The sequence below is a fragment of the Klebsiella sp. HN106 genome, assembly GCF_051209435.1.
GTDB classification, from domain to species: Bacteria; Pseudomonadota; Gammaproteobacteria; order Enterobacterales; family Enterobacteriaceae; genus Klebsiella; species Klebsiella oxytoca.
Map to the genome: position 1 here is coordinate 250,727 of NZ_JBLURD010000004.1, position 18,538 is coordinate 269,264.

Here is an 18,538-nt window from a genome sequence, read left to right on the forward strand (position 1 = left end):
GAAGATGCATCTAGCGCCGCCAGCTCATCGTCATGGAGACGGAATCGGCGTAGCGCAGTGCATGCAGTTTGTCGATCTCTACTTCAGCATATGTGACCCAGTGATGTTCGCGTGCGATGTCGAGCACATCCTGAGTTAATTTTTCCAGTAGAGAAAAGCGGTTATTTTCGATATGACTAATAATGCGCTTAGTAATGGTGCGGTAGTTCAGCGCATCGTTAATATCTTCGCTGTTGCGTGATTTCTCCGCCGGATAGTGGATAGCGACGTTGACCACCACATCCTGGCGGTTGGCGATCTCTTCCTCTTTAATTCCGATAAAAGTACGCAGGCGCAGGTTCTTAATTCGAATAATGGCGTCTGGTTGAGACATTGCAGGCTTCCTCCGGGTAGTAATTTCCGCCATCATACATCAAAGCTTCCCGGCCGAGCAGGGGGTTACCAGGCTTCTGTTTTCAGAAGCGCCTCAACGGTCGCCGGGCGATGACGAATGCGTTCAAACCAGTTGTGAACCGCCGGAAAACTGGCGAGGTCGATGCGCTGGCGCTGATGGGCATTCACCCACGGCCAGCAGGCGATATCGGCGATACTGTAGTGGTTGCCGCCCAGCCAGGGGCTCTCGCCAAGGCGCCGGTTGAGCACGCCGTACAGCCGCTGAGTTTCTACCTGATAGCGCTCGATGGCATAGGGTACCGCCTGCGGGGCGCAGTGGTTAAAGTGGTGGTTTTGCCCGAGCATCGGCCCTAAACCGCCGACCTGCCAGAATAACCACTGGAGCGTAGCGTGGCGCTCGCGGAGCTCACCGCTCAGTAACTTGCCGCTTTTTTCTGCAAGGTAGAGCAGGATTGCTCCGGACTCAAACAGGTTTAACGGGCCACCGCCGTCGGCGGGTTCATGGTCAACGATCGCCGGGATCTTGTTATTTGGCGAAATCGCAAGGTAGGAGGGTTGGAACTGCTCCCCTTTGCCGATATCCACCCGGATGAGACGATAGGCCAACTGAGCTTCTTCGAGGAAGAGCGTGATTTTGTGGCCATTGGGAGTGGGTGCGTAGTAAAGATCGATCATGAAAATCCCTCGCCGTTACGGGTCGCAAACTTTTCGAGTATAGGTGAACTGACGTTATCCGGCAGGCTAACCGAATCCGGGATGATTTTTGCCAGGCAAGTTCACCGCAATTAAGTATGTAAGATCCTCAAGGCGACGGTCAGTGACATCTTCTGAAAGACAGGCTATGTTGGCTTATCGCCCCATTACATTAGCCATTGAGGATGCTATGAGCCAGTCCGCGATTACCCTGTGGTCCGACGCCGATTTTTTCTCGCCCTATGTGATGTCCGTGTACGTTGCCCTGCAGGAAAAGAGCCTGCCTTTTACTCTAAAAACCGTCGATCTCGACAGCGGCGAGCATCTGCAAAGCGGCTGGAAAGGCTACAGCGTGACGCGGCGCGTACCGCTGCTGGAGGTCGGTGAGTTCTTCCTGAGCGAATCCTCCGCGATTACCGAATATCTCGATGAACGCTTCGCGCCTCCGGAGTGGGAGAGGCTGTATCCGCATGACCTGCAAAAGCGCGCGCGGGCGCGTCAGGTGCAGGCCTGGCTGCGTAGCGATTTAATGCCGATTCGTGAAGAACGCTCGACGGCCGTGGTTTTTGCCGGAGAAAAGAAACCTCCGCTCAGCGAAGCCGGGAAAAAAAGCGCCGGCAAGCTGTTTGAAACGGCTGGCGTTCTGCTATCCCATGGCGGGCAGAATTTATTTGGCGAATGGTCTATAGCCGATACCGATCTTGCGCTGATGCTCAATCGTCTGGTTCTGAACGGCGATGAGGTTCCGACCGCGCTGGCTGATTATGCCACCTTCCAGTGGCAGCGAGCGTCAGTCCAGCGCTACGTCGCACTCTCAGCCAAACGAGCGGGCTGATAAGCGTCAGCGGTTCCGTTATCATAGCGGCATCGTAATGCGTGGAGATGAATTGTATGAAGCTGATGTTTGCCTCGGATATCCATGGCTCTCTACCTGCAGCCGAACGCGTGCTTGAGCTGTTCGCGCGAAGCGGGGCGCAGTGGCTGGTTATTCTCGGTGATGTGCTGAATCACGGACCGCGTAACGCGCTTCCTGAAGGTTATGCCCCGGCCCAGGTCGCAGAGGCGTTAAACCGCGTAGCGGAGCGGGTGATTGCCGTTCGCGGCAACTGCGACAGCGAAGTCGATCAGATGCTGCTCCATTTCCCCATAACCGCCCCCTGGCAGCAGGTTTTGAGCGAGCGAACCCGCCTGTTTCTCACTCACGGACATCTGTACAGCCCCGATAATTTGCCTCCACTCGCCGCTGGCGATGTGCTGGCTTACGGCCATACTCATATTCCGGTAGCCGAGAAACGCGGCGAGATTTTTCTCTTCAATCCCGGCTCGGTCAGCATCCCTAAAGGGGGATTTACCGCCAGCTACGGTCTTCTGAACGAGGGGCGATTGCAGGTTTTAGCACTCGATGATCATCAGGTTATTGCAGAGGTCGCAATTTACCCGTAATTTACCCCTCAATCGTATAGACGCGCCGCGAGAGCGCTTTAAAAAGTAAGGTTTCCTGATGGCGGAACAGAATCATTTGGCAAGCACAGAATGGGTCGATATTGTTAATGAAAACAACGAGGTGATAGCACAATCCAGCCGCGAACAAATGCGCGCGGAGTGTCTGCGTCATCGCGCGACCTACATTGTTGTTCATGATGGGATGGGCAAAATCCTGGTGCAGCGTCGTACCGAAACGAAAGATTTCCAGCCGGGCATGCTGGACGCCACCGCCGGTGGCGTGGTGCAGGCTGATGAGCAAATGCTGGAGTCCGCGCGCCGCGAGGCGGAAGAAGAGCTCGGCATTGCCGGCGTGCCCTTCGCTGACCACGGGCAGTTCTACTACGAAGATAAGCACTGCCGCGTCTGGGGCGGTCTGTTTAGCTGCGTATCGCACGGACCGTTCGCGCTGCAAGAAGAAGAAGTGAGCGAAGTGTGCTGGCTGACGCCGGAAGAGATCACCGCCCGCTGCGATGAATTCACTCCGGATTCATTAAAAGCGCTGGCGCTGTGGATGACCCGCAATGCCAACAATGAGCCAACAAAAGCCGAAAAACAGGAAGAGGCGGAATAGCCTTTAGCAGCTATCCCGCATGCATAAACTGGACGCGATGGGTTTCCTGTCGCTCCAGTTTCCCTCATTAAAACGCTCCAGAAGGGCTCGCCCGGCTTCTATACCAATCTTGTGGTGCGGCACAGCCATGGTCGTTAACGGTGGCTGGCACACCCGACTCACGTCACTGTCGCCAAAGCCGACGACGGCTAAATCATCAGGCACCTTGATACGCCGACGCTGGCACTCATACAGCGCCCCGCATGCCAGCTCATCGGAAACGCAGACCAGCGCATCGAGTTCTGGCCATGCCAGCAAAAACTCCGGCAGCTGCGAAGCGCCGGTGGAAAAGTTGGCCGGTAGCGCAGCGTTAATCACCCGGTTAGGCGACATATGATGGCGCAGCATGGCCTTGTACCACCCCTGCAAATGCTGCTGAAAAATCCACTGTTCCTGATTGGCGCACAGTAGACCGATATTCTGATAGCCGCGGTGAATGAGCATCTCCGTCAGCTCGAACATCGCCGCTACGTTATCAATGCCGATATTCATGTCGATAGGATCGGCGCGCATCGCTCCCATTTCCACCACCGGAATCGAGGCGTTTTGCAGCCAGTGGCGTACGGTATCGCTATGTTCAACGCTAAGCAGAATGGCGGCGGCGATATTCGAAGCCAGCAGCGTTTCCAGCAACTTTTCTTCCTGCTCAAGACGGTGCTGCGATTCCGCGAGCATGATTTGATAACCCGCCGGCTGTAGTACCTGCTGAAGCCCGGCAAACATCGCTGAGCAGCCCGCCTCCGCCAGATTGGGGACCACCATCGCGATAGTTCTTGAAGAGGCTGATGCCAGGGCGCTGGCGGCGAGGTTAGGCATATACCCGAGTTCTTGCACCGCCGCTTCGATTTTTTCACGGAGTTTATCGGAAACTTGTTCCGGCGTGCGAAGCGCGCGGGATACGGTCATGGTTCCCACACCTGCCAGCTGAGCAACATCGGCGATCGTCACTTTACCGGTACTACGCCGTTTTCGGGTTAGAGACATACATATTCCTGCTAAACAGACGTTTTTTATTTTCATCCATTACTTCACGTGTCAGGGAGTATACGCCTTAACCGGGGCTTTTTGCTGCGTTTTCACAGGATGATTGTGAATTGATAGCGCTATCACAAATCTGAATGTTCCTTTTTGGTAGCGCTATCTTTGTGATCGTTCTCGCAGATAACTCTTCCCTGCTTGCATAAAGTTTGCCCATCTTTTGCTAAAAGACGGGGGATAAAATGCTCAACACATGGCTCTCTGATGCCACCATTGCGCTGCGGCAGAATGTAGACAGCTGGCCCCAGGCGCTGGATATCTGCGCCCGGCCGCTGCTCGAGGCCGGCGTTATCGAACCTGCTTACGTGAAGGCGATCGTGGAGCAGCATCGTAGGCTGGGGCCGTATTACGTGCTGGCGCCGGGACTGGCGATGCCGCATGCGCGGCCAGAGGAGGGGGCAAAGGGCTTAGGACTATCGCTGTTGAAACTGGAACAGGGCGTATCGTTTGGCTCAGAGGAGTTCGACCCGGTTGATATTATCATTATGCTTGCGGCACCGGATAAACATAGCCATCTCGAAATGATCGCGGCTCTGGCGGAATTATTTTCCAGCGATGAAGATATGCATCAATTACATCAGGCAACCGGCCTTGAGGAGATTAAAAAAATCATCGCACGCTTCTGAGTTAATTTAAACATCCGACTTATCGGACATTACGCGCCTGCGTGATGCGGACCTACTCTACCCAAAAAAGGTGATAACAATGAAAATTATGGCAATTTGCGGTTCTGGCCTGGGCAGCAGTTTTATGGTTGAAATGAATATTAAAAAAGTGCTTAAAAAGCTCGAAATCGAGGCCGAGGTAGAGCACTCCGATCTGTCGTCGGCAACTCCTGGCGCGGCGGATCTGTTTGTGATGGCGAAAGATATTGCTGCCAGCGCCAGCGTACCGGAAAGCCAGCTGGTGGTGATTACTAACATCATCGATATTAATGAACTCGAAGCGCAGCTGCGCGCGTGGTTCGCCAGACAATAACTATTTATAGCGAGGTGGATATGTTTATCCTTGAAACGCTGAATTTTGTTGTTGATATTCTTAAAGTCCCTTCAGTACTGGTCGGTTTAATTGCGTTAATTGGTCTGGTGGCGCAAAAAAAATCTTTCTCCGACGTTGTGAAGGGAACAATTAAAACTATTCTGGGCTTTATCGTTCTCGGCGGTGGCGCGACGGTATTAGTCGGCTCGCTGAATCCATTGGGGGGGATGTTTGAACACGCATTTAATATTCAGGGAATTATCCCTAATAATGAGGCGATAGTTTCTATTGCGCTGGAAAAATATGGTGCTTCAACCGCGCTGATTATGGCGTTTGGGATGGTGGCAAATATTGTGGTCGCCCGGTTTACGCGCCTGAAGTACATTTTTCTCACCGGGCACCACACCTTCTATATGGCCTGCATGATTGGCGTGATTCTCACCGTGGCGGGTTTTGAGGGGGTCGGGCTGGTATTTACCGGTTCGCTGATCCTTGGTCTGGTCATGGCATTCTTCCCGGCGTTGGCCCAGCGCTATATGAAGCGTATTACCGGAACCGATGACATTGCTTTCGGCCACTTCGGCACTCTGGGCTACGTACTGTCGGGGTGGATCGGTAGCGTTTGCGGTAAAGGCTCGCGTTCAACAGAAGAGATGAACCTGCCGAAAAACCTGAGCTTCCTGCGCGACAGCTCCATCTCTATTTCGCTGACCATGATGATCATCTATCTGATTATGGCGGTGAGCGCAGGGCGTGAATACGTTGAAAGCACCTTCAGCGGCGGCCAGAACTACCTGGTCTACGCCATCATTATGGCGATCACCTTCGCTGCCGGGGTGTTCATCATCCTGCAAGGGGTACGCCTGATTCTGGCGGAAATCGTACCGGCTTTTACCGGGTTTTCGGAAAAGCTGGTGCCGAATGCCCGTCCGGCGCTGGACTGTCCGGTTGTTTATCCCTATGCGCCCAATGCGGTACTGATTGGCTTCCTGTTTAGCTTCCTCGGCGGGCTGGTCGGGCTGTTCCTCTGCGGGCAATTTAAGTGGGTGTTGATTCTGCCCGGCGTGGTGCCGCATTTCTTTACCGGCGCGACCGCTGGCGTGTTTGGCAACGCGACCGGCGGGCGGCGCGGGGCAATGATCGGCGCGTTTGCCAACGGTCTGCTGATCACCTTCCTGCCGGTGCTGCTCCTGCCTGTACTGGGGGCGATTGGTTTTGCCAATACCACTTTCTCGGATGCTGATTTCGGCGTCGTCGGCATCGTGCTGGGTAATCTGGCCCGCTATCTGTCGCCGTTTGCGATAACTGGCCTGGTTGTGGCGTTGTTCGTACTGCTGGTGGCGTACAACGTTTTTGCGAAAAAGAAATCTGTGGGCCGCGGCGCGCAGGAGAACAGCGGAGCGAAATCATGAATGTGCAAGAAGTGACTAAACTGGCGCGAGACATTCGCGTCGCAACCCTTAAATCGCTGACGGATCTCGGTTTCGGCCACTACGGCGGCAGTATGTCGGTCGTGGAAACGCTGGCGGTACTGTACGGCGCGGTGATGAAAATTGATCCCGCCGATCCGGACTGGCCCGAGCGCGACTACTTTGTGTTATCGAAAGGCCATGCCGGCCCGGCGCTGTACAGTACGCTGGCGATAAAGGGATATTTCCCGATGGAGGAACTAAGCACGCTGAACCAGAACGGTACGCGGCTGCCAAGCCATCCGGATCGGCTAAAAACGCGCGGCGTAGACGCCACAACGGGGTCGCTGGGGCAGGGGATTTCCATCGCTGGCGGGATGGCGCTGTCGCATAAGCTGGCGGGACGGACGAATCGTGTGTTCTGTATCGTTGGCGACGGGGAACTGAATGAAGGCCAGTGTTGGGAAGCATTCCAGTTTATCGCCCATCATCGCCTGAATAACCTGACCGTGTTTGTTGACTGGAACAAGCTACAGCTTGACGGCAGGCTGGATGAGATCATTCGCGCTTTTAATCTGGAAGATAAATTCCGCGCCTTTGGTTTTGATGTCGTGACCGTTAAAGGCGATGACGTTCCCGGACTGCTGGCTGCGGTACAGCCCGTTCCGCCCGTCGATGCGCGACCGCGGGTAGTCATTCTCGATAGCGTGAAAGGCCAGGGCGTGCCGTATCTCGAAAATCTCAGCAACAACCACCATTTGCGCCTGACGGGCGAAATGAAAGAGACGCTAAACGAGGCGATTCGCCAACTGGAGGCCGAACATGATTAAGCTTGCACCAGCAGGGCAAAAAGATGCCGTAGAGATGCGTAAGGTTTATGCCGGGTTCGTCGCGGAGCAGATTGCAGACAAGAGCTCAATTATCGCGCTGGAAGCGGATTTGATGAGTTCCATGGCGATGGACGGCGTCGCGCGGGAGCATCCGCAGCACGTCATCAACTGCGGCATCATGGAAGCCAACGTGATAGGCACTGCCGCCGGGCTATCGTTGACCGGACGCAAGCCGTTTGTGCACACCTTTACCGCTTTTGCCAGCCGCCGCTGTTTCGACCAGCTGTTTATGTCGCTCGATTATCAGCGGAATAACGTCAAAGTGATTGCTTCCGATGCGGGGGTGACCGCCTGCCATAACGGCGGAACCCATATGTCGTTTGAAGATATGGGGATTGTGCGCGGCCTGGCGCATTCGGTCGTGCTGGAAGTGACCGATGCGGTGATGTTCGATGAGATTCTGCGTCAGCTTATCGATCTCGACGGCTTCTACTGGGTTCGCACCATTCGCAAACAGGCGCCGAGCGTGTACGCGCCGGGTTCAACGTTCACCATTGGTAAAGGGAATGTACTGCGCGAAGGTGAAGATATCACGCTGATTGCCAATGGGATTATGGTGGCGGAAGCGCTGGAGGCGGCGCGCCAGCTTGAGCAGGAAGGCGTTAGCGCGGCGGTGATTGATATGTTTACCCTGAAGCCCATTGACCGCATGCTGGTGAAAAATTACGCCGAAAAAACCGGGCGCATCGTGACCTGCGAAAACCACAGTATTCACAATGGACTGGGATCGGCGGTGGCGGAGGTGCTGGTGGAAACCTGTCCGGTACCGATGCGGCGCGTAGGAGTGAAAGAGCGCTACGGTCAGGTGGGAACGCAGGAGTTCTTGCAGAAGGAGTATGGCCTGACGGCGCATGATATTGTCTCAGCGGCGCGCGAGCTGCTGTAAATAAAAAAGGCGACCATCCGGTCGCCTTTTTTCATGCAGCGGGCAGATTATGCTTGCTGCTGGGACGACTGAATAGCGGTCAGGGCGATGGTATAGACGATATCGTCAACCAGCGCGCCGCGGGACAGGTCGTTCACCGGCTTACGCATGCCTTGCAGCATCGGCCCGATGGAGATCAGGTCGGCGGAACGCTGTACGGCTTTGTAAGTGGTGTTACCGGTGTTCAGATCCGGGAAGATGAACACGGTAGCGCGTCCGGCAACCGGGGAGTTCGGCGCTTTGGATTTCGCAACGTCAGCCATTACCGCAGCATCATACTGCAGCGGGCCGTCGATCATCAGGTCAGGACGTTTTTCCTGCGCCAGACGAGTTGCTTCGCGAACTTTCTCTACATCGCTGCCTGCGCCTGAAGTGCCGGTGGAGTAGGAGAGCATTGCCACGCGCGGCTCGATGCCAAAGGCAATTGCGGATTCAGCAGACTGAATGGCGATTTCAGCCAGCTGCTCAGCGGTCGGATCCGGGTTGATCGCGCAGTCGCCGTAAACGTAAACCTGTTCCGGCAGCAGCATGAAGAATACGGAGGAGACCAGAGAGCTACCAGGGGCCGTTTTGATCAGCTGCAGTGGCGGACGGATGGTGTTGGCGGTGGTGTGAACCGCGCCGGAGACCAGACCGTCAACTTCGTCTTGCTCCAGCATCAGGGTGCCAAGAACCACGTTGTCTTCCAGCTGCTCGCGAGCAACCGCTTCGGTCATACCTTTGCTCTTACGCAGCTCGACCAGGCGAGCTACGTAGCTTTCGCGAACCACTTCCGGATCGACGATTTCAATCCCGGCGCCCAGCTCTACGCCCTGAGACGCGGCAACGCGGGTGATTTCTTCGGGGTTGCCCAGCAGGACGCAGGTGGCGATACCGCGCTCGGCGCAGATAGCGGCGGCTTTAACGGTACGCGGTTCGTTACCTTCCGGCAGAACAACGCGCTTGCCTGCTTTACGCGCCAGCTCGGTGAGCTGATAGCGGAAGGCTGGCGGAGAGAGGCGACGGCTACGCTCGGAAGTCGCGGTGAGCGACTCGATCCAGTCAGCGTTAATGTAGTTAGCCACGTATTCCTGAACTTTCTCGATGCGCTCGTGATCGTCAACCGGAACTTCCAGGTTGAAGCTCTGCAGGCTCAGGGAGGTCTGCCAGGTGTTGGTGTTGACCATAAATACCGGCAGGCCGGTCGCGAATGCGCGTTCGCACAGCTTGCTGATGCGCTCGTCCATTTCGTAGCCGCCGGTCAGCAGGATGGCGCCGATTTCCACGCCGTTCATCGCGGCCAGGCAGGCGGCGACCAGAACGTCGGGACGGTCTGCGGAAGTGACCAGCAGCGATCCTGCGCGGAAGTGCTCCAGCATGTGTGGAATGCTGCGTGCGCAGAAGGTCACGGACTTCACGCGGCGGGTATTAATGTCGCCTTCGTTGATGATGGTGGCGTTCAGGTGACGCGCCATATCGATCGCGCGGGTGGCGATCAGATCGAAGCTCCACGGCACCGCGCCCAGAACCGGTAATGGGCTACCGTTCTGCAGCTGAGCCGGATCGATCTTCACGACTTTCGCTTTGGAAGAGTCGTCGAAGATTTCTGACAGGTCAGGGCGAGTACGGCCCTGTTCGTCAACTGGCGCATTCAGCTTGTTGACGATTACGCCGGTAATGCTGGTGTTTTTCGCGCCGCCGAAGCTGCTGCGAGTCAGCTCAACGCGTTCTTTCAGCTGTTCCGGAGTATCGGTACCCTGGGACATGACGAAGACGATTTCAGCGTTCAGCGTTTTGGCGATTTCGTAGTTCAGCGACTGGGCAAACTGATGTTTGCGGGTCGGGACCAGACCTTCAACCAGCACCACTTCAGCATCCTGAGCGTTGGCGTGGTAGTTGGCGATGATCTCTTCCATCAGCACGTCTTTCTGGTTGCTGGAGAGCAGCGACTCAACGTGGCTCATCTTCAACGGTTCTGCGGCCGGAAGGTCGGAGTTCGCGCGAATGATGGTCGTCGTCTGGTCTGGCGCATCGCCACCGGCGCGCGGTTGAGCGATTGGTTTAAAGACGCTCAGGCGCACGCCTTTACGTTCCATAGCACGGACAACACCGAGGCTGACGCTGGTCAGGCCTACGCTGGTTCCGGTAGGGATCAGCATAATTGTACGGGACACGATATATCCTCTTTCGTTACCGCCAGTATCGGGCGGGATACAAAACTGCACCACCAGCTTCCCGTCATACTTCAAGTTGCATGTGCGTTGGCTTTACTTGCTCACCCCAGTCACGTACTCCTCATACGCTCCTGGGGATTCGCTGCGTCGCCGCCTTCCTGCAACTCGAATTATTTAGGGTTATGGCTGGCGGTGTGGAATCAGGCGGTCAGACGGTTGGCGTCTTGCGCGATGACCAGCTCTTCGTTGGTCGGAATGACGATAGCCGGGCGAGTGCCTTCTTTGTTGATGAAGCCAGACTTGCCGAAACGGGCAGCCAGGTTGCGCTCGTGATCAACTTCAAAGCCCAGTACGCCCAGTTTGCCCAGAGACAGTTCGCGAACCATCGCCGCGTTCTCACCGATACCGCCGGTGAAAATAACCGCGTCCAGACGGCCATCCATCAGCGCGGTGTAGGAACCGATATATTTTGCCAGGCGGTGGCAGTAAACGTCCATAGCGCGTTTAGCATCCGCTTTGTCCTGGTAGTTGTCTTCAACATAGCGGCAGTCGCTGGTCACTTCGGTCAGGCCGAGCAGACCGGACTCTTTGGTCAGCATTTTGTTGATGGCGTCTACGCTCATGCCCAGGGCATCGTGCAGATGGAAAATGATTGCCGGGTCGATATCGCCAGAACGCGTACCCATAACCAGGCCTTCCAGCGGAGTCAGACCCATAGAGGTGTCAACGCATTTACCGTTACGGATAGCGGAAACGGAACCACCGTTGCCCAGATGGCAGGTGATGATGTTCAGCTCTTCAACCGGTTTGTTCAGAACTTTCGCAGCTTCCTGAGTCACATAGAAGTGGCTGGTACCGTGCGCGCCGTAGCGACGTACGCCGTGTTCTTTGTACAGGCTGTACGGCAGGGCATAGAGGTAAGATTCTTCCGGCATGGTCTGGTGGAACGCGGTGTCGAACACGGCAACGTTCTTATCTTTCAGATGCGGGAAGGATTTCAGCGCTTCAGCGATACCGATCAGGTGCGCAGGGTTGTGCAGCGGAGCGAAAGATGCGGAATCTTTAATGCCCTGAATGACGGAGTCATCGATAACAACGGAGCTGGTGTATTTCTCACCGCCGTGAACGATACGATGGCCGATTGCGGTCAGCTGAGCAGACAGTTCTGGTTTTTGTGCCAGAATAGTGTTAACGATAAAGTTCAGCGCTTCACTGTGAGCAGCGCCAGCGCCTAGCTCGGCTTCTTGTTTGCTGCCATCCATTTTCCATTTGATACGGGCTTCTGGAAGATGGAAACATTCTGCTAAACCGGACAGGTATTCGTCACCGTTGACGGCATCAAGGATAGCGAATTTCAGAGAGGAGCTACCGCAGTTCAGAACCAGTACTAACTTACTCGACATGGAAGTACCTTTTATGATACGTGGCTAAAAAAACGTCAGTGTGTCACAAAGCGTAGCGCAGGATGACATCGACATTTATGATTAACATCATGCCTTGCACTGTTTTCGGCACGATGGGAGAAGTACATTTGATTTTATGTCATTTTGCATAATTTTCAGCCAGTGGCAGAATATGCGATAATTTGACTAACCTGGTAAAAGGGTCTAACCGCCCCTCAGGTGCGCACAGAATACCTGATTGAGGCCGCCATTGCCAAAATCTTTTGAACGTTGTCATACACAGTTGGTGTTTTGCACAAATTTTTTAAGTTTTATATGTAAAGTTGAGGTAAGCCATGTCTGGTCCAGAAAATCGCCCTGTAAGTTTTTTCGGCTTGTTTCGCCACGGGCAGCATTATGCAAAGACCTGGCCTCTGGATAAGCGCCTTGCCCCGGTGTTTATCGAAAACCGTATTATTCGCGCCACGCGCTATGCGATTCGTATCATGCCGCCCGTAGCGATTTTCACGCTGTGCTGGCAAATCGCCCTTGGCGGCCAGCTTGGCCCGGCCGTGGCTACCGCGCTGTTTGCGCTGAGCCTCCCGATGCAGGGATTATGGTGGTTGGGCAAGCGCTCGGTGACGCCGCTGCCGCCGTCGATTTTAAACTGGTTTTATGAAGTGCGCGGTAAATTGCAGGAGGCCGGACAAGCATTAACGCCGGTCGACGGTAAGCCTGATTATCAGGCTTTAGCTGACACGCTTAAGCGCGCCTTCAAACAACTGGATAAAACTTTCCTGGATGATTTGTAATTGCATCAGGAAAACGCATATAAAAGAAGGCGCATAATTCATGCGCCTTCTTTTTTCACGCCGTAAAAAGTGTAACAGGAGTCAAAAATGGAAATGACCAATGCGCAACGTCTGATTCTGTCGAATCAGTACAAGATGATGACGATGCTCGACCCGGACAACGCCGAACGCTATCGCCGTCTACAGACCATCATTGAGCGTGGATACGGGCTGCAGATGCGCGAGCTGGACCGCGAGTTTGGCCAGCTTACCGAGGAAACGTGTCGTACCATCATTGATATCATGGAGATGTATCATGCGCTGCATGTCTCCTGGACCAACCTGAAGGACGCCAGCGGAATCGACGAGCGTCGGGTCACATTCCTCGGTTTTGACGTTGCCACTGAAGCTCGCTATCTCGGCTACGTTCGCTTTATGGTCAACGTTGAGGGTCGCTACAGCCACTTTGACGCCGGGACTCACGGCTTTAACTCCCAGACCCCGATGTGGGAAAAATACCAGCGTATGCTGAGCACCTGGCACGCCTGCCCGCGTCAGTATCATCTGAGCAGTAACGAAATTAATCAAATTATCAACGCCTGATGGAGGTTCCCGTGCAGTGTAAAGGTTTCCTGTTTGATCTTGACGGGACATTAGTCGATTCGTTGCCGGTGGTGGAGCGTTCGTGGTGCAAATGGGCGGATCGATTCAGTATCCCTCATGATGAAGTGCTGAACTTCATTCATGGCAAGCAGGCAATCACCTCGTTGCGTCACTTTCTCCCCGGCCGCAGCGAAGAAGAGATTCAGGCTGAATTCACCCTGCTGGAAACGGTAGAAGCGACGGATACCGATGGCGTTACGGCGCTGCCGGGTGCGGTTGCGTTGCTCAAAACCCTGGATGAAGCCGGGATCCCCTGGGCGATTGTGACGTCGGGTTCGATACCCGTGGCCCACGCTCGTCACCGTGCCGCAGGTCTGCCTGAAGCTGAGGTGTTCGTCACTGCCGAGCGCGTAAAGCACGGGAAACCCGCTCCGGATGCCTATCTGCTGGGGGCCGAACTGTTGGGCCTGGCCCCGGCGGATTGCGCCGTCGTGGAGGATGCCCCTGCCGGTCTGCTTTCCGGCCTGAATGCCGGCTGTCGGACCATCGCGGTCAACGTGCCCGCCGATGCACCGCGTCTTGATGAAGCGGATTTAGTATTAACGACGCTGGAAAGCCTGCAGGTTGAGCGTCTGCCTGACGGCAAGGTGAATGTTAGCCTTAAAAACTAATCTCATGATTTAGCCCCGCGTTGGCGGGGCTTTTTTATGCCAAACTTCCAACTCCATCTTCTGACAAGGATAAGTTGTGAACGGTGAATTGATTTGGGTGTTATCTCTTCTTGCCGTAGCCGTCGTGCTCTTTGCCACCGGAAAAGTGCGCATGGACGCTATCGCTTTGCTGGTGATTGTCGCGTTTGTCCTCAGCGATACCTTGACGCTCAGCGAGGCCTTCTCCGGTTTTAGCGATCCCAACGTTATCCTTATTGCCGCGCTTTTCATTATTGGCGATGGGCTGGTGCGTACCGGGGTTGCCACTAAAATGGGTTCCTGGCTGGTGAAGGTTGCCGGTAACAGCGAAACCAAAATGCTGGTTTTTTTGATGCTGACCGTTGCCGGGCTGGGCGCTTTTATGAGCTCGACGGGCGTGGTGGCCATTTTTATTCCGGTGGTGCTCAGCGTATCAATGCGCATGAACACCTCGCCTTCGCGGTTAATGATGCCGCTCAGTTTTGCCGGGCTTATCAGCGGGATGATGACGCTTGTCGCCACGCCGCCCAACCTGGTCGTCAACAGCGAACTATTACGCGAAGGGCTGCAAGGATTCAGCTTTTTTAGCGTCACGCCGATAGGCCTGGTGGTGCTGGTTCTGGGCGTTTTCTATATGCTGGTGATGCGCTTTATGCTTAAGGGAGATGAAAGCGAACAGGTCAGAGATGGGCGTAAACGCAGCACCTTTCGCGATCTCATCAAAGATTATCATCTGACCGGCAGGGCGCGTCGCCTGGCTATTCGCCCCGGCTCGCCGATGATTGGCCAGCGCCTGGACGACCTGAAACTACGCGAGCGCTATGGGGCGAACGTTATCGGCGTTGAGCGCTGGCGGCGCTTTCGGCGGGTTATCGTTAACGTTAATGGGGTATCAGAATTCCGCGCCCGTGACGTTTTGCTGATCGATATGTCGGCTTCGGACGTTGATTTACGCCAGTTTTGCGGCGAGCAGATGCTTGAGCCGATGGTGCTGCGCGGTGAATATTTTTCCGATCAGGCGCTGGACGTAGGGATGGCGGAAGTCTCTCTGATCCCGGATTCAGAGCTGATTGGCAAGTCGGTGCGCGAAATCGCTTTTCGTACCCGTTTTGATTTGAACATCGTGGGCCTGAAGCGCGATGGCAAAGCCATTGACGGCGCGGTCACCGATGAACCCCTGCAGCTTGGCGATATCATGCTGGTGGTTGGCAACTGGCGGCAGATAGCCCTGCTGGCCAAGCGGGGGCGGGACTTCGTGGTGCTGAATATGCCCATTGAGGTCAATGACGCCTCGCCGGCGCACAGCCAGGCGCCGCACGCCATTTTCTGTCTGGTGCTGATGGTGGCGCTTATGCTGACTGACGAAATACCTAACCCTATAGCGGCCATCATTGCCTGCCTGCTGATGGGTAAATTCCGCTGCATCAACGCGGAAAGCGCCTATAAAGCCATCCACTGGCCGAGCATTATTTTGATCGTCGGAATGATGCCTTTTGCCCTGGCGCTGCAGAAAACCGGCGGGGTGGATCTGGTTGTGAAAGGCCTGATGGACGTGGCGGGGAGTAAAGGGCCCTATCTGATGCTGGGCTGCCTGTTCGTGATGTGCGCGGCTATCGGCCTGTTTATTTCCAATACCGCTACCGCGGTGCTGATGGCGCCGATTGCGCTGGCTGCGGCGAAGTCGATGGGCGTATCGCCATATCCCTTTGCGATGGTCGTGGCTATGGCGGCTTCTGCGGCGTTTATGACGCCGGTATCATCACCGGTGAACACGCTTGTGCTGGGGCCGGGTAAGTACTCATTTAGCGATTTCGTCAAAATTGGCGTACCGTTTACCATCATGGTGATGGTGGTGTGCGTACTGCTAATCCCGGTACTGTTCCCGTTTTGATAGCGCTGTAAAAATTCCCGGTCAGGCGCGCGCCGGCCGGGAAGTGATTTATAAAGGCGAATCCTGGCTAATTTCATCAAGGGAAAGATGGAAGCTCGGTACAAATACCCGCATAAAGTAGTCCATCTCTGGACTGCGGCGCGATTCCAGCGTTTTCTCCAGGCGGCCCTTGGCCAGCAGAAATTCATTGTTACCCGCCGATAGCTCTTCCAGACACTTCAGGTAGGCGCAAAGCGCATCGGCCTGTTTGACAATGGATTTTTCCTCTTCGCTATAGTGATGTTCGTCAATGAGTGGCGCAAAAATATCGCGCAGCTCGTCAGGAACCATATCGACCAGCTTCTGCTGGGCGATTTTCTCGATGGCTTTGTACTCTTGCGCAATTTGCGAATTGAAATACTTCACCGGCGTCGGCAGATCGCCGGTCAGCACTTCCGAAGCATCATGATACATCGCCAGCAGCGCGATTCGCTCAGCGTTAACCTGGCCGCCAAATTTGCGATTTTTAATCGCCGCCAGCGCATGGGCAACCATGGCGACCTGTAAGCTGTGTTCGGAGACGTTTTCTGTGCGGACATTGCGCATCAGCGGCCAGCGGTTGATCAGTTTCAGGCGGGAGAGGTGGGCAAAGAAATGACTCTGACTCATAGGAACCCTTAATCAGTTACGACGTCGGGTGCCATTGTGCGCAGGGATCGCCGCCGGATGCAAATACCGGCGGCTGGACAGGCTTAATCAGAGCTGGTGGTAGCCGGAAAGGAAGCGTCCGAAGCGGGTAATCGCCATTTCAAGATCGTCTTCGCGCGGGAGGGTCACGATACGTACGTGATCCGGCCACGGCCAGTTAAAGGCGGTTCCCTGAACCAGCAGGACTTTCTCCTGCAGCAGAAAATCGAGCACCATTTTTTGGTCATCGTGAATATTAAAGCGTTTAGCGTCGATTTTCGGGAACATATACAGCGCGCCTTTCGGCTTAGTGCACGAGACGCCGGGGATTTCGTTAATCAGCTCCCAGGCGCGATTACGCTGTTCATATAAACGGCCGCCGGGAACGATAAACTCGCTGATGCTCTGATAACCGCCGAGGGCCGTTTGAATTGCATGCTGGGCCGGAACGTTGGCGCACAGGCGCATGGAAGCCAGCATCTCCAGGCCTTCGATGTAGCCTTTAGCGTGTTTCTTCGGGCCGTTAAGCACCATCCAGCCCTGGCGGAAGCCGGCGACGCGGTAGGTTTTTGACAGACCATTAAAGGTTACGGTGAGCAGATCCGGGGCCAGCGGGGCTATAGAATGGTGCTGCGCATCATCGTAGAGGATCTTATCGTAGATCTCGTCGGCGAAAATAATCAGGTTATTCTGCCGGGCGATCTCAACGATCTCCATCAGCAGCTCTTTTGAGTATACCGCCCCGGTTGGGTTATTCGGGTTGATAATCACAATGCCGCGGGTGCGCGGGGTGATTTTGGCGCGAATATCGTCGAGATCCGGGAACCAGTCGGACGATTCATCGCAAAGATAATGCACCGCTTTACCGCTGGAAAGCGCGACTGCGGCGGTCCAGAGCGGATAATCCGGCGCCGGAACCAGCATTTCATCACCGCTGTTCAGCAGGGCCTGCATGGCCTGGACGATAAGCTCGGAAACGCCGTTACCGATATAGATGTCTTCGACCGTCACATCGCGCATACCGCGGGCCTGATAGTGCTGCATGATGGCCTTACGCGCGGAATAAAGACCTTTTGAATCGCTATAGCCCTGGGAGGTGGGGAGATTGCGGATGACGTCAACGAGGATTTCGTCAGGTGCGTCAAAGCCGAACGGCGCTGGGTTGCCGATGTTCAGCTTCAGGACTTTATTGCCTTCTTCTTCAAGGCGTTTCGCCTCTTTCAGAACCGGGCCGCGGATGTCGTAACAGACGTTATCTAACTTGCTGGATTTTTCGATGGGGGACATGAACCTTGACCTTTTAGCTGTTATCGCCACTCCCTGCCGTGGAAGTCAGCACGGAACAATGTACTCCGCATCCCCGCTGTTTTGAAGGGTTAACAGGAGAAGATTTTGCTATTCATGTTTTTTTGGTTTAATCAATTTCCCTGGCGTCAGGCGATTTTGTTTATACATTATGCCTTCTCTGGTTTTATAATTGGTCTTATATTGTGTGATGTCGTGTTTTTGTGAACGTTTATATGGTTTTTTCTGCCTGGAGGATGAGCGGATTATTTTTTGCGCAATAAAGCGTCTCTTAAATGAGAACGTTTATTTCACAATACACAGCAGGTTGTAACAACTTGACGCGCTATTTTTAATGAAAGTATTTAATCGATAAATGAGCTTTATTTTACATAAGGAATATTCTTAGATTTGTTAATTTAATTAAGGTTCTGAAAAGCGTTTAAAATTAGCTGAGTTAATACTGATTAACTCTTATAAATATTGTGGTTTTCGGTTAGAATATCGCCGTTAATACGGACGTAGAGCTATACCCGGTAGCTAGTCTTTTTATTAATACATTGTTATTGCAGGTTTTTGTTATCTTCCTGAGGGCTATGGCAAGTTTGTCGCCCGTGAGGATGCCGAAGATGGCCATCGCTGGCTGTTTTTTTGCGTC

General features: G+C 54.5%; 19 protein-coding genes. 12 read left to right on the forward strand and 7 right to left on the reverse strand.

Annotated elements, in window-relative coordinates; genetic code table 11:
- Positions 1 to 10: 10 nt before the first annotated feature.
- Both folX and yfcG read right to left on the reverse strand, forming a co-directional pair.
- Positions 11 to 373, reverse strand: a complete 363-nt coding sequence (folX, locus tag ACSIPU_RS13855) for a dihydroneopterin triphosphate 2'-epimerase (protein WP_004104107.1) — start codon at positions 371 to 373, stop codon at positions 11 to 13.
- A 65-nt stretch (positions 374 to 438) separates the two neighbouring features.
- A complete protein-coding gene (yfcG, locus tag ACSIPU_RS13860; RefSeq protein WP_004104106.1) occupies positions 439 to 1,068 on the reverse strand; it encodes a GSH-dependent disulfide bond oxidoreductase in 630 nt (209 codons plus the stop codon).
- Between the two features lie 208 nt (positions 1,069 to 1,276).
- On the opposite strand from yfcG, the gene yfcF reads away from it, so the two are divergent.
- The 3 genes from yfcF to yfcD are packed head-to-tail and all read left to right on the forward strand — an operon-like array spanning position 1,277 to position 3,142.
- On the forward strand, positions 1,277 to 1,921 hold the full coding sequence (gene yfcF, locus ACSIPU_RS13865; RefSeq protein WP_004104105.1) for a glutathione transferase: 645 nt from the start codon (positions 1,277 to 1,279) through the stop codon (positions 1,919 to 1,921).
- A 56-nt stretch (positions 1,922 to 1,977) separates the two neighbouring features.
- Positions 1,978 to 2,529 carry a phosphodiesterase gene (gene yfcE / locus ACSIPU_RS13870; RefSeq protein WP_004104104.1) on the forward strand — a complete coding sequence of 184 codons (552 nt, stop codon included), beginning with the start codon at positions 1,978 to 1,980 and terminating at the stop codon, positions 2,527 to 2,529.
- 58 nt (positions 2,530 to 2,587) lie between these two features.
- A complete protein-coding gene (gene yfcD / locus ACSIPU_RS13875; RefSeq protein WP_004104103.1) occupies positions 2,588 to 3,142 on the forward strand; it encodes an NUDIX hydrolase YfcD in 555 nt (184 codons plus the stop codon).
- 3 nt (positions 3,143 to 3,145) lie between these two features.
- Here yfcD and ACSIPU_RS13880 read toward each other — a convergent pair whose 3' ends face one another.
- Positions 3,146 to 4,165 carry a LacI family DNA-binding transcriptional regulator gene (locus ACSIPU_RS13880; protein ID WP_004104102.1) on the reverse strand — a complete coding sequence of 340 codons (1,020 nt, stop codon included), beginning with the start codon at positions 4,163 to 4,165 and terminating at the stop codon, positions 3,146 to 3,148.
- A 236-nt stretch (positions 4,166 to 4,401) separates the two neighbouring features.
- Here ACSIPU_RS13880 and ACSIPU_RS13885 point away from each other — a divergent pair, with 236 nt between their 5' ends.
- The 5 genes from ACSIPU_RS13885 (at position 4,402) to ACSIPU_RS13905 (ending at position 8,382) form a co-directional block, all read left to right on the forward strand.
- On the forward strand, positions 4,402 to 4,845 hold the full coding sequence (locus ACSIPU_RS13885; protein WP_023321372.1) for a PTS sugar transporter subunit IIA: 444 nt from the start codon (positions 4,402 to 4,404) through the stop codon (positions 4,843 to 4,845).
- A 79-nt stretch (positions 4,846 to 4,924) separates the two neighbouring features.
- Complete coding sequence (locus tag ACSIPU_RS13890) at positions 4,925 to 5,197, forward strand: PTS sugar transporter subunit IIB (protein WP_004104098.1); 273 nt, start codon at positions 4,925 to 4,927, stop codon at positions 5,195 to 5,197.
- 20 nt (positions 5,198 to 5,217) lie between these two features.
- The gene (locus tag ACSIPU_RS13895; RefSeq protein ID WP_004104096.1) at positions 5,218 to 6,609 is read left to right on the forward strand and encodes a PTS ascorbate transporter subunit IIC; all 1,392 of its coding nucleotides are present in this window, start codon (positions 5,218 to 5,220) and stop codon (positions 6,607 to 6,609) included.
- Positions 6,606 to 7,436, forward strand: coding sequence for a transketolase (locus ACSIPU_RS13900; RefSeq protein ID WP_004114251.1), 831 nt, complete (start codon positions 6,606 to 6,608; stop codon positions 7,434 to 7,436). Before ACSIPU_RS13895 ends, ACSIPU_RS13900 begins: the two co-directional genes overlap by 4 nt.
- The gene (locus tag ACSIPU_RS13905) at positions 7,429 to 8,382 is read left to right on the forward strand and encodes a transketolase family protein (RefSeq protein ID WP_004114249.1); all 954 of its coding nucleotides are present in this window, start codon (positions 7,429 to 7,431) and stop codon (positions 8,380 to 8,382) included. Before ACSIPU_RS13900 ends, ACSIPU_RS13905 begins: the two co-directional genes overlap by 8 nt.
- A 47-nt stretch (positions 8,383 to 8,429) precedes the next feature.
- Here the strand turns inward: ACSIPU_RS13905 and pta are convergent, their stop codons facing one another.
- Both pta and ackA read right to left on the reverse strand, forming a co-directional pair.
- A complete protein-coding gene (gene pta, locus ACSIPU_RS13910; protein ID WP_004114247.1) occupies positions 8,430 to 10,574 on the reverse strand; it encodes a phosphate acetyltransferase in 2,145 nt (714 codons plus the stop codon).
- A gap of 200 nt (positions 10,575 to 10,774) precedes the next feature.
- Entirely contained in the window at positions 10,775 to 11,977 is a 1,203-nt protein-coding gene (gene ackA / locus ACSIPU_RS13915) for an acetate kinase (protein ID WP_004104091.1), read from the reverse strand.
- Between the two features lie 335 nt (positions 11,978 to 12,312).
- Here ackA and yfbV point away from each other — a divergent pair, with 335 nt between their 5' ends.
- From yfbV to ACSIPU_RS13935, 4 genes are all read left to right on the forward strand, one after another.
- Entirely contained in the window at positions 12,313 to 12,768 is a 456-nt protein-coding gene (yfbV, locus tag ACSIPU_RS13920; RefSeq protein ID WP_004104090.1) for a terminus macrodomain insulation protein YfbV, read from the forward strand.
- An 87-nt stretch (positions 12,769 to 12,855) separates the two neighbouring features.
- Positions 12,856 to 13,350: a YfbU family protein gene (locus tag ACSIPU_RS13925; protein WP_004104089.1), complete on the forward strand. Its 495-nt coding sequence runs from the start codon at positions 12,856 to 12,858 to the stop codon at positions 13,348 to 13,350.
- An 11-nt stretch (positions 13,351 to 13,361) separates the two neighbouring features.
- Positions 13,362 to 14,021 (forward strand): sugar phosphatase, encoded by a 660-nt coding sequence (locus ACSIPU_RS13930; RefSeq protein WP_016808374.1) that lies wholly within the window; start codon positions 13,362 to 13,364, stop codon positions 14,019 to 14,021.
- Positions 14,022 to 14,097: 76 nt separating this feature from the next.
- Entirely contained in the window at positions 14,098 to 15,930 is a 1,833-nt protein-coding gene (locus ACSIPU_RS13935; protein ID WP_004104087.1) for an SLC13 family permease, read from the forward strand.
- 48 nt (positions 15,931 to 15,978) lie between these two features.
- Here ACSIPU_RS13935 and yfbR read toward each other — a convergent pair whose 3' ends face one another.
- Together yfbR and alaA are read right to left on the reverse strand one after the other, a co-directional pair.
- Positions 15,979 to 16,578: a 5'-deoxynucleotidase gene (gene yfbR, locus ACSIPU_RS13940; protein ID WP_004104086.1), complete on the reverse strand. Its 600-nt coding sequence runs from the start codon at positions 16,576 to 16,578 to the stop codon at positions 15,979 to 15,981.
- An 87-nt stretch (positions 16,579 to 16,665) separates the two neighbouring features.
- Positions 16,666 to 17,883, reverse strand: coding sequence for an alanine transaminase AlaA (alaA, locus tag ACSIPU_RS13945; protein WP_004104085.1), 1,218 nt, complete (start codon positions 17,881 to 17,883; stop codon positions 16,666 to 16,668).
- Positions 17,884 to 18,538 lie beyond the last annotated feature (655 nt).

What these genes read in the sequence shown, in the direction of transcription:
- folX (WP_004104107.1), bottom strand. Translation starts at nt 373, where the DNA reads ATGTCTCAACCAGACGCCATTATTCGAATTAAGAACCTGCGCCTGCGT.
- yfcG (WP_004104106.1), bottom strand. Translation starts at nt 1,068, where the DNA reads ATGATCGATCTTTACTACGCACCCACTCCCAATGGCCACAAAATCACG.
- yfcF (WP_004104105.1), top strand. Translation starts at nt 1,277, where the DNA reads ATGAGCCAGTCCGCGATTACCCTGTGGTCCGACGCCGATTTTTTCTCG.
- yfcE (WP_004104104.1), top strand. Translation starts at nt 1,978, where the DNA reads ATGAAGCTGATGTTTGCCTCGGATATCCATGGCTCTCTACCTGCAGCC.
- yfcD (WP_004104103.1), top strand. Translation starts at nt 2,588, where the DNA reads ATGGCGGAACAGAATCATTTGGCAAGCACAGAATGGGTCGATATTGTT.
- ACSIPU_RS13880 (WP_004104102.1), bottom strand. Translation starts at nt 4,165, where the DNA reads ATGTCTCTAACCCGAAAACGGCGTAGTACCGGTAAAGTGACGATCGCC.
- ACSIPU_RS13885 (WP_023321372.1), top strand. Translation starts at nt 4,402, where the DNA reads ATGCTCAACACATGGCTCTCTGATGCCACCATTGCGCTGCGGCAGAAT.
- ACSIPU_RS13890 (WP_004104098.1), top strand. Translation starts at nt 4,925, where the DNA reads ATGAAAATTATGGCAATTTGCGGTTCTGGCCTGGGCAGCAGTTTTATG.
- ACSIPU_RS13895 (WP_004104096.1), top strand. Translation starts at nt 5,218, where the DNA reads ATGTTTATCCTTGAAACGCTGAATTTTGTTGTTGATATTCTTAAAGTC.
- ACSIPU_RS13900 (WP_004114251.1), top strand. Translation starts at nt 6,606, where the DNA reads ATGAATGTGCAAGAAGTGACTAAACTGGCGCGAGACATTCGCGTCGCA.
- ACSIPU_RS13905 (WP_004114249.1), top strand. Translation starts at nt 7,429, where the DNA reads ATGATTAAGCTTGCACCAGCAGGGCAAAAAGATGCCGTAGAGATGCGT.
- ackA (WP_004104091.1), bottom strand. Translation starts at nt 11,977, where the DNA reads ATGTCGAGTAAGTTAGTACTGGTTCTGAACTGCGGTAGCTCCTCTCTG.
- yfbV (WP_004104090.1), top strand. Translation starts at nt 12,313, where the DNA reads ATGTCTGGTCCAGAAAATCGCCCTGTAAGTTTTTTCGGCTTGTTTCGC.
- ACSIPU_RS13925 (WP_004104089.1), top strand. Translation starts at nt 12,856, where the DNA reads ATGGAAATGACCAATGCGCAACGTCTGATTCTGTCGAATCAGTACAAG.
- yfbR (WP_004104086.1), bottom strand. Translation starts at nt 16,578, where the DNA reads ATGAGTCAGAGTCATTTCTTTGCCCACCTCTCCCGCCTGAAACTGATC.
- alaA (WP_004104085.1), bottom strand. Translation starts at nt 17,883, where the DNA reads ATGTCCCCCATCGAAAAATCCAGCAAGTTAGATAACGTCTGTTACGAC.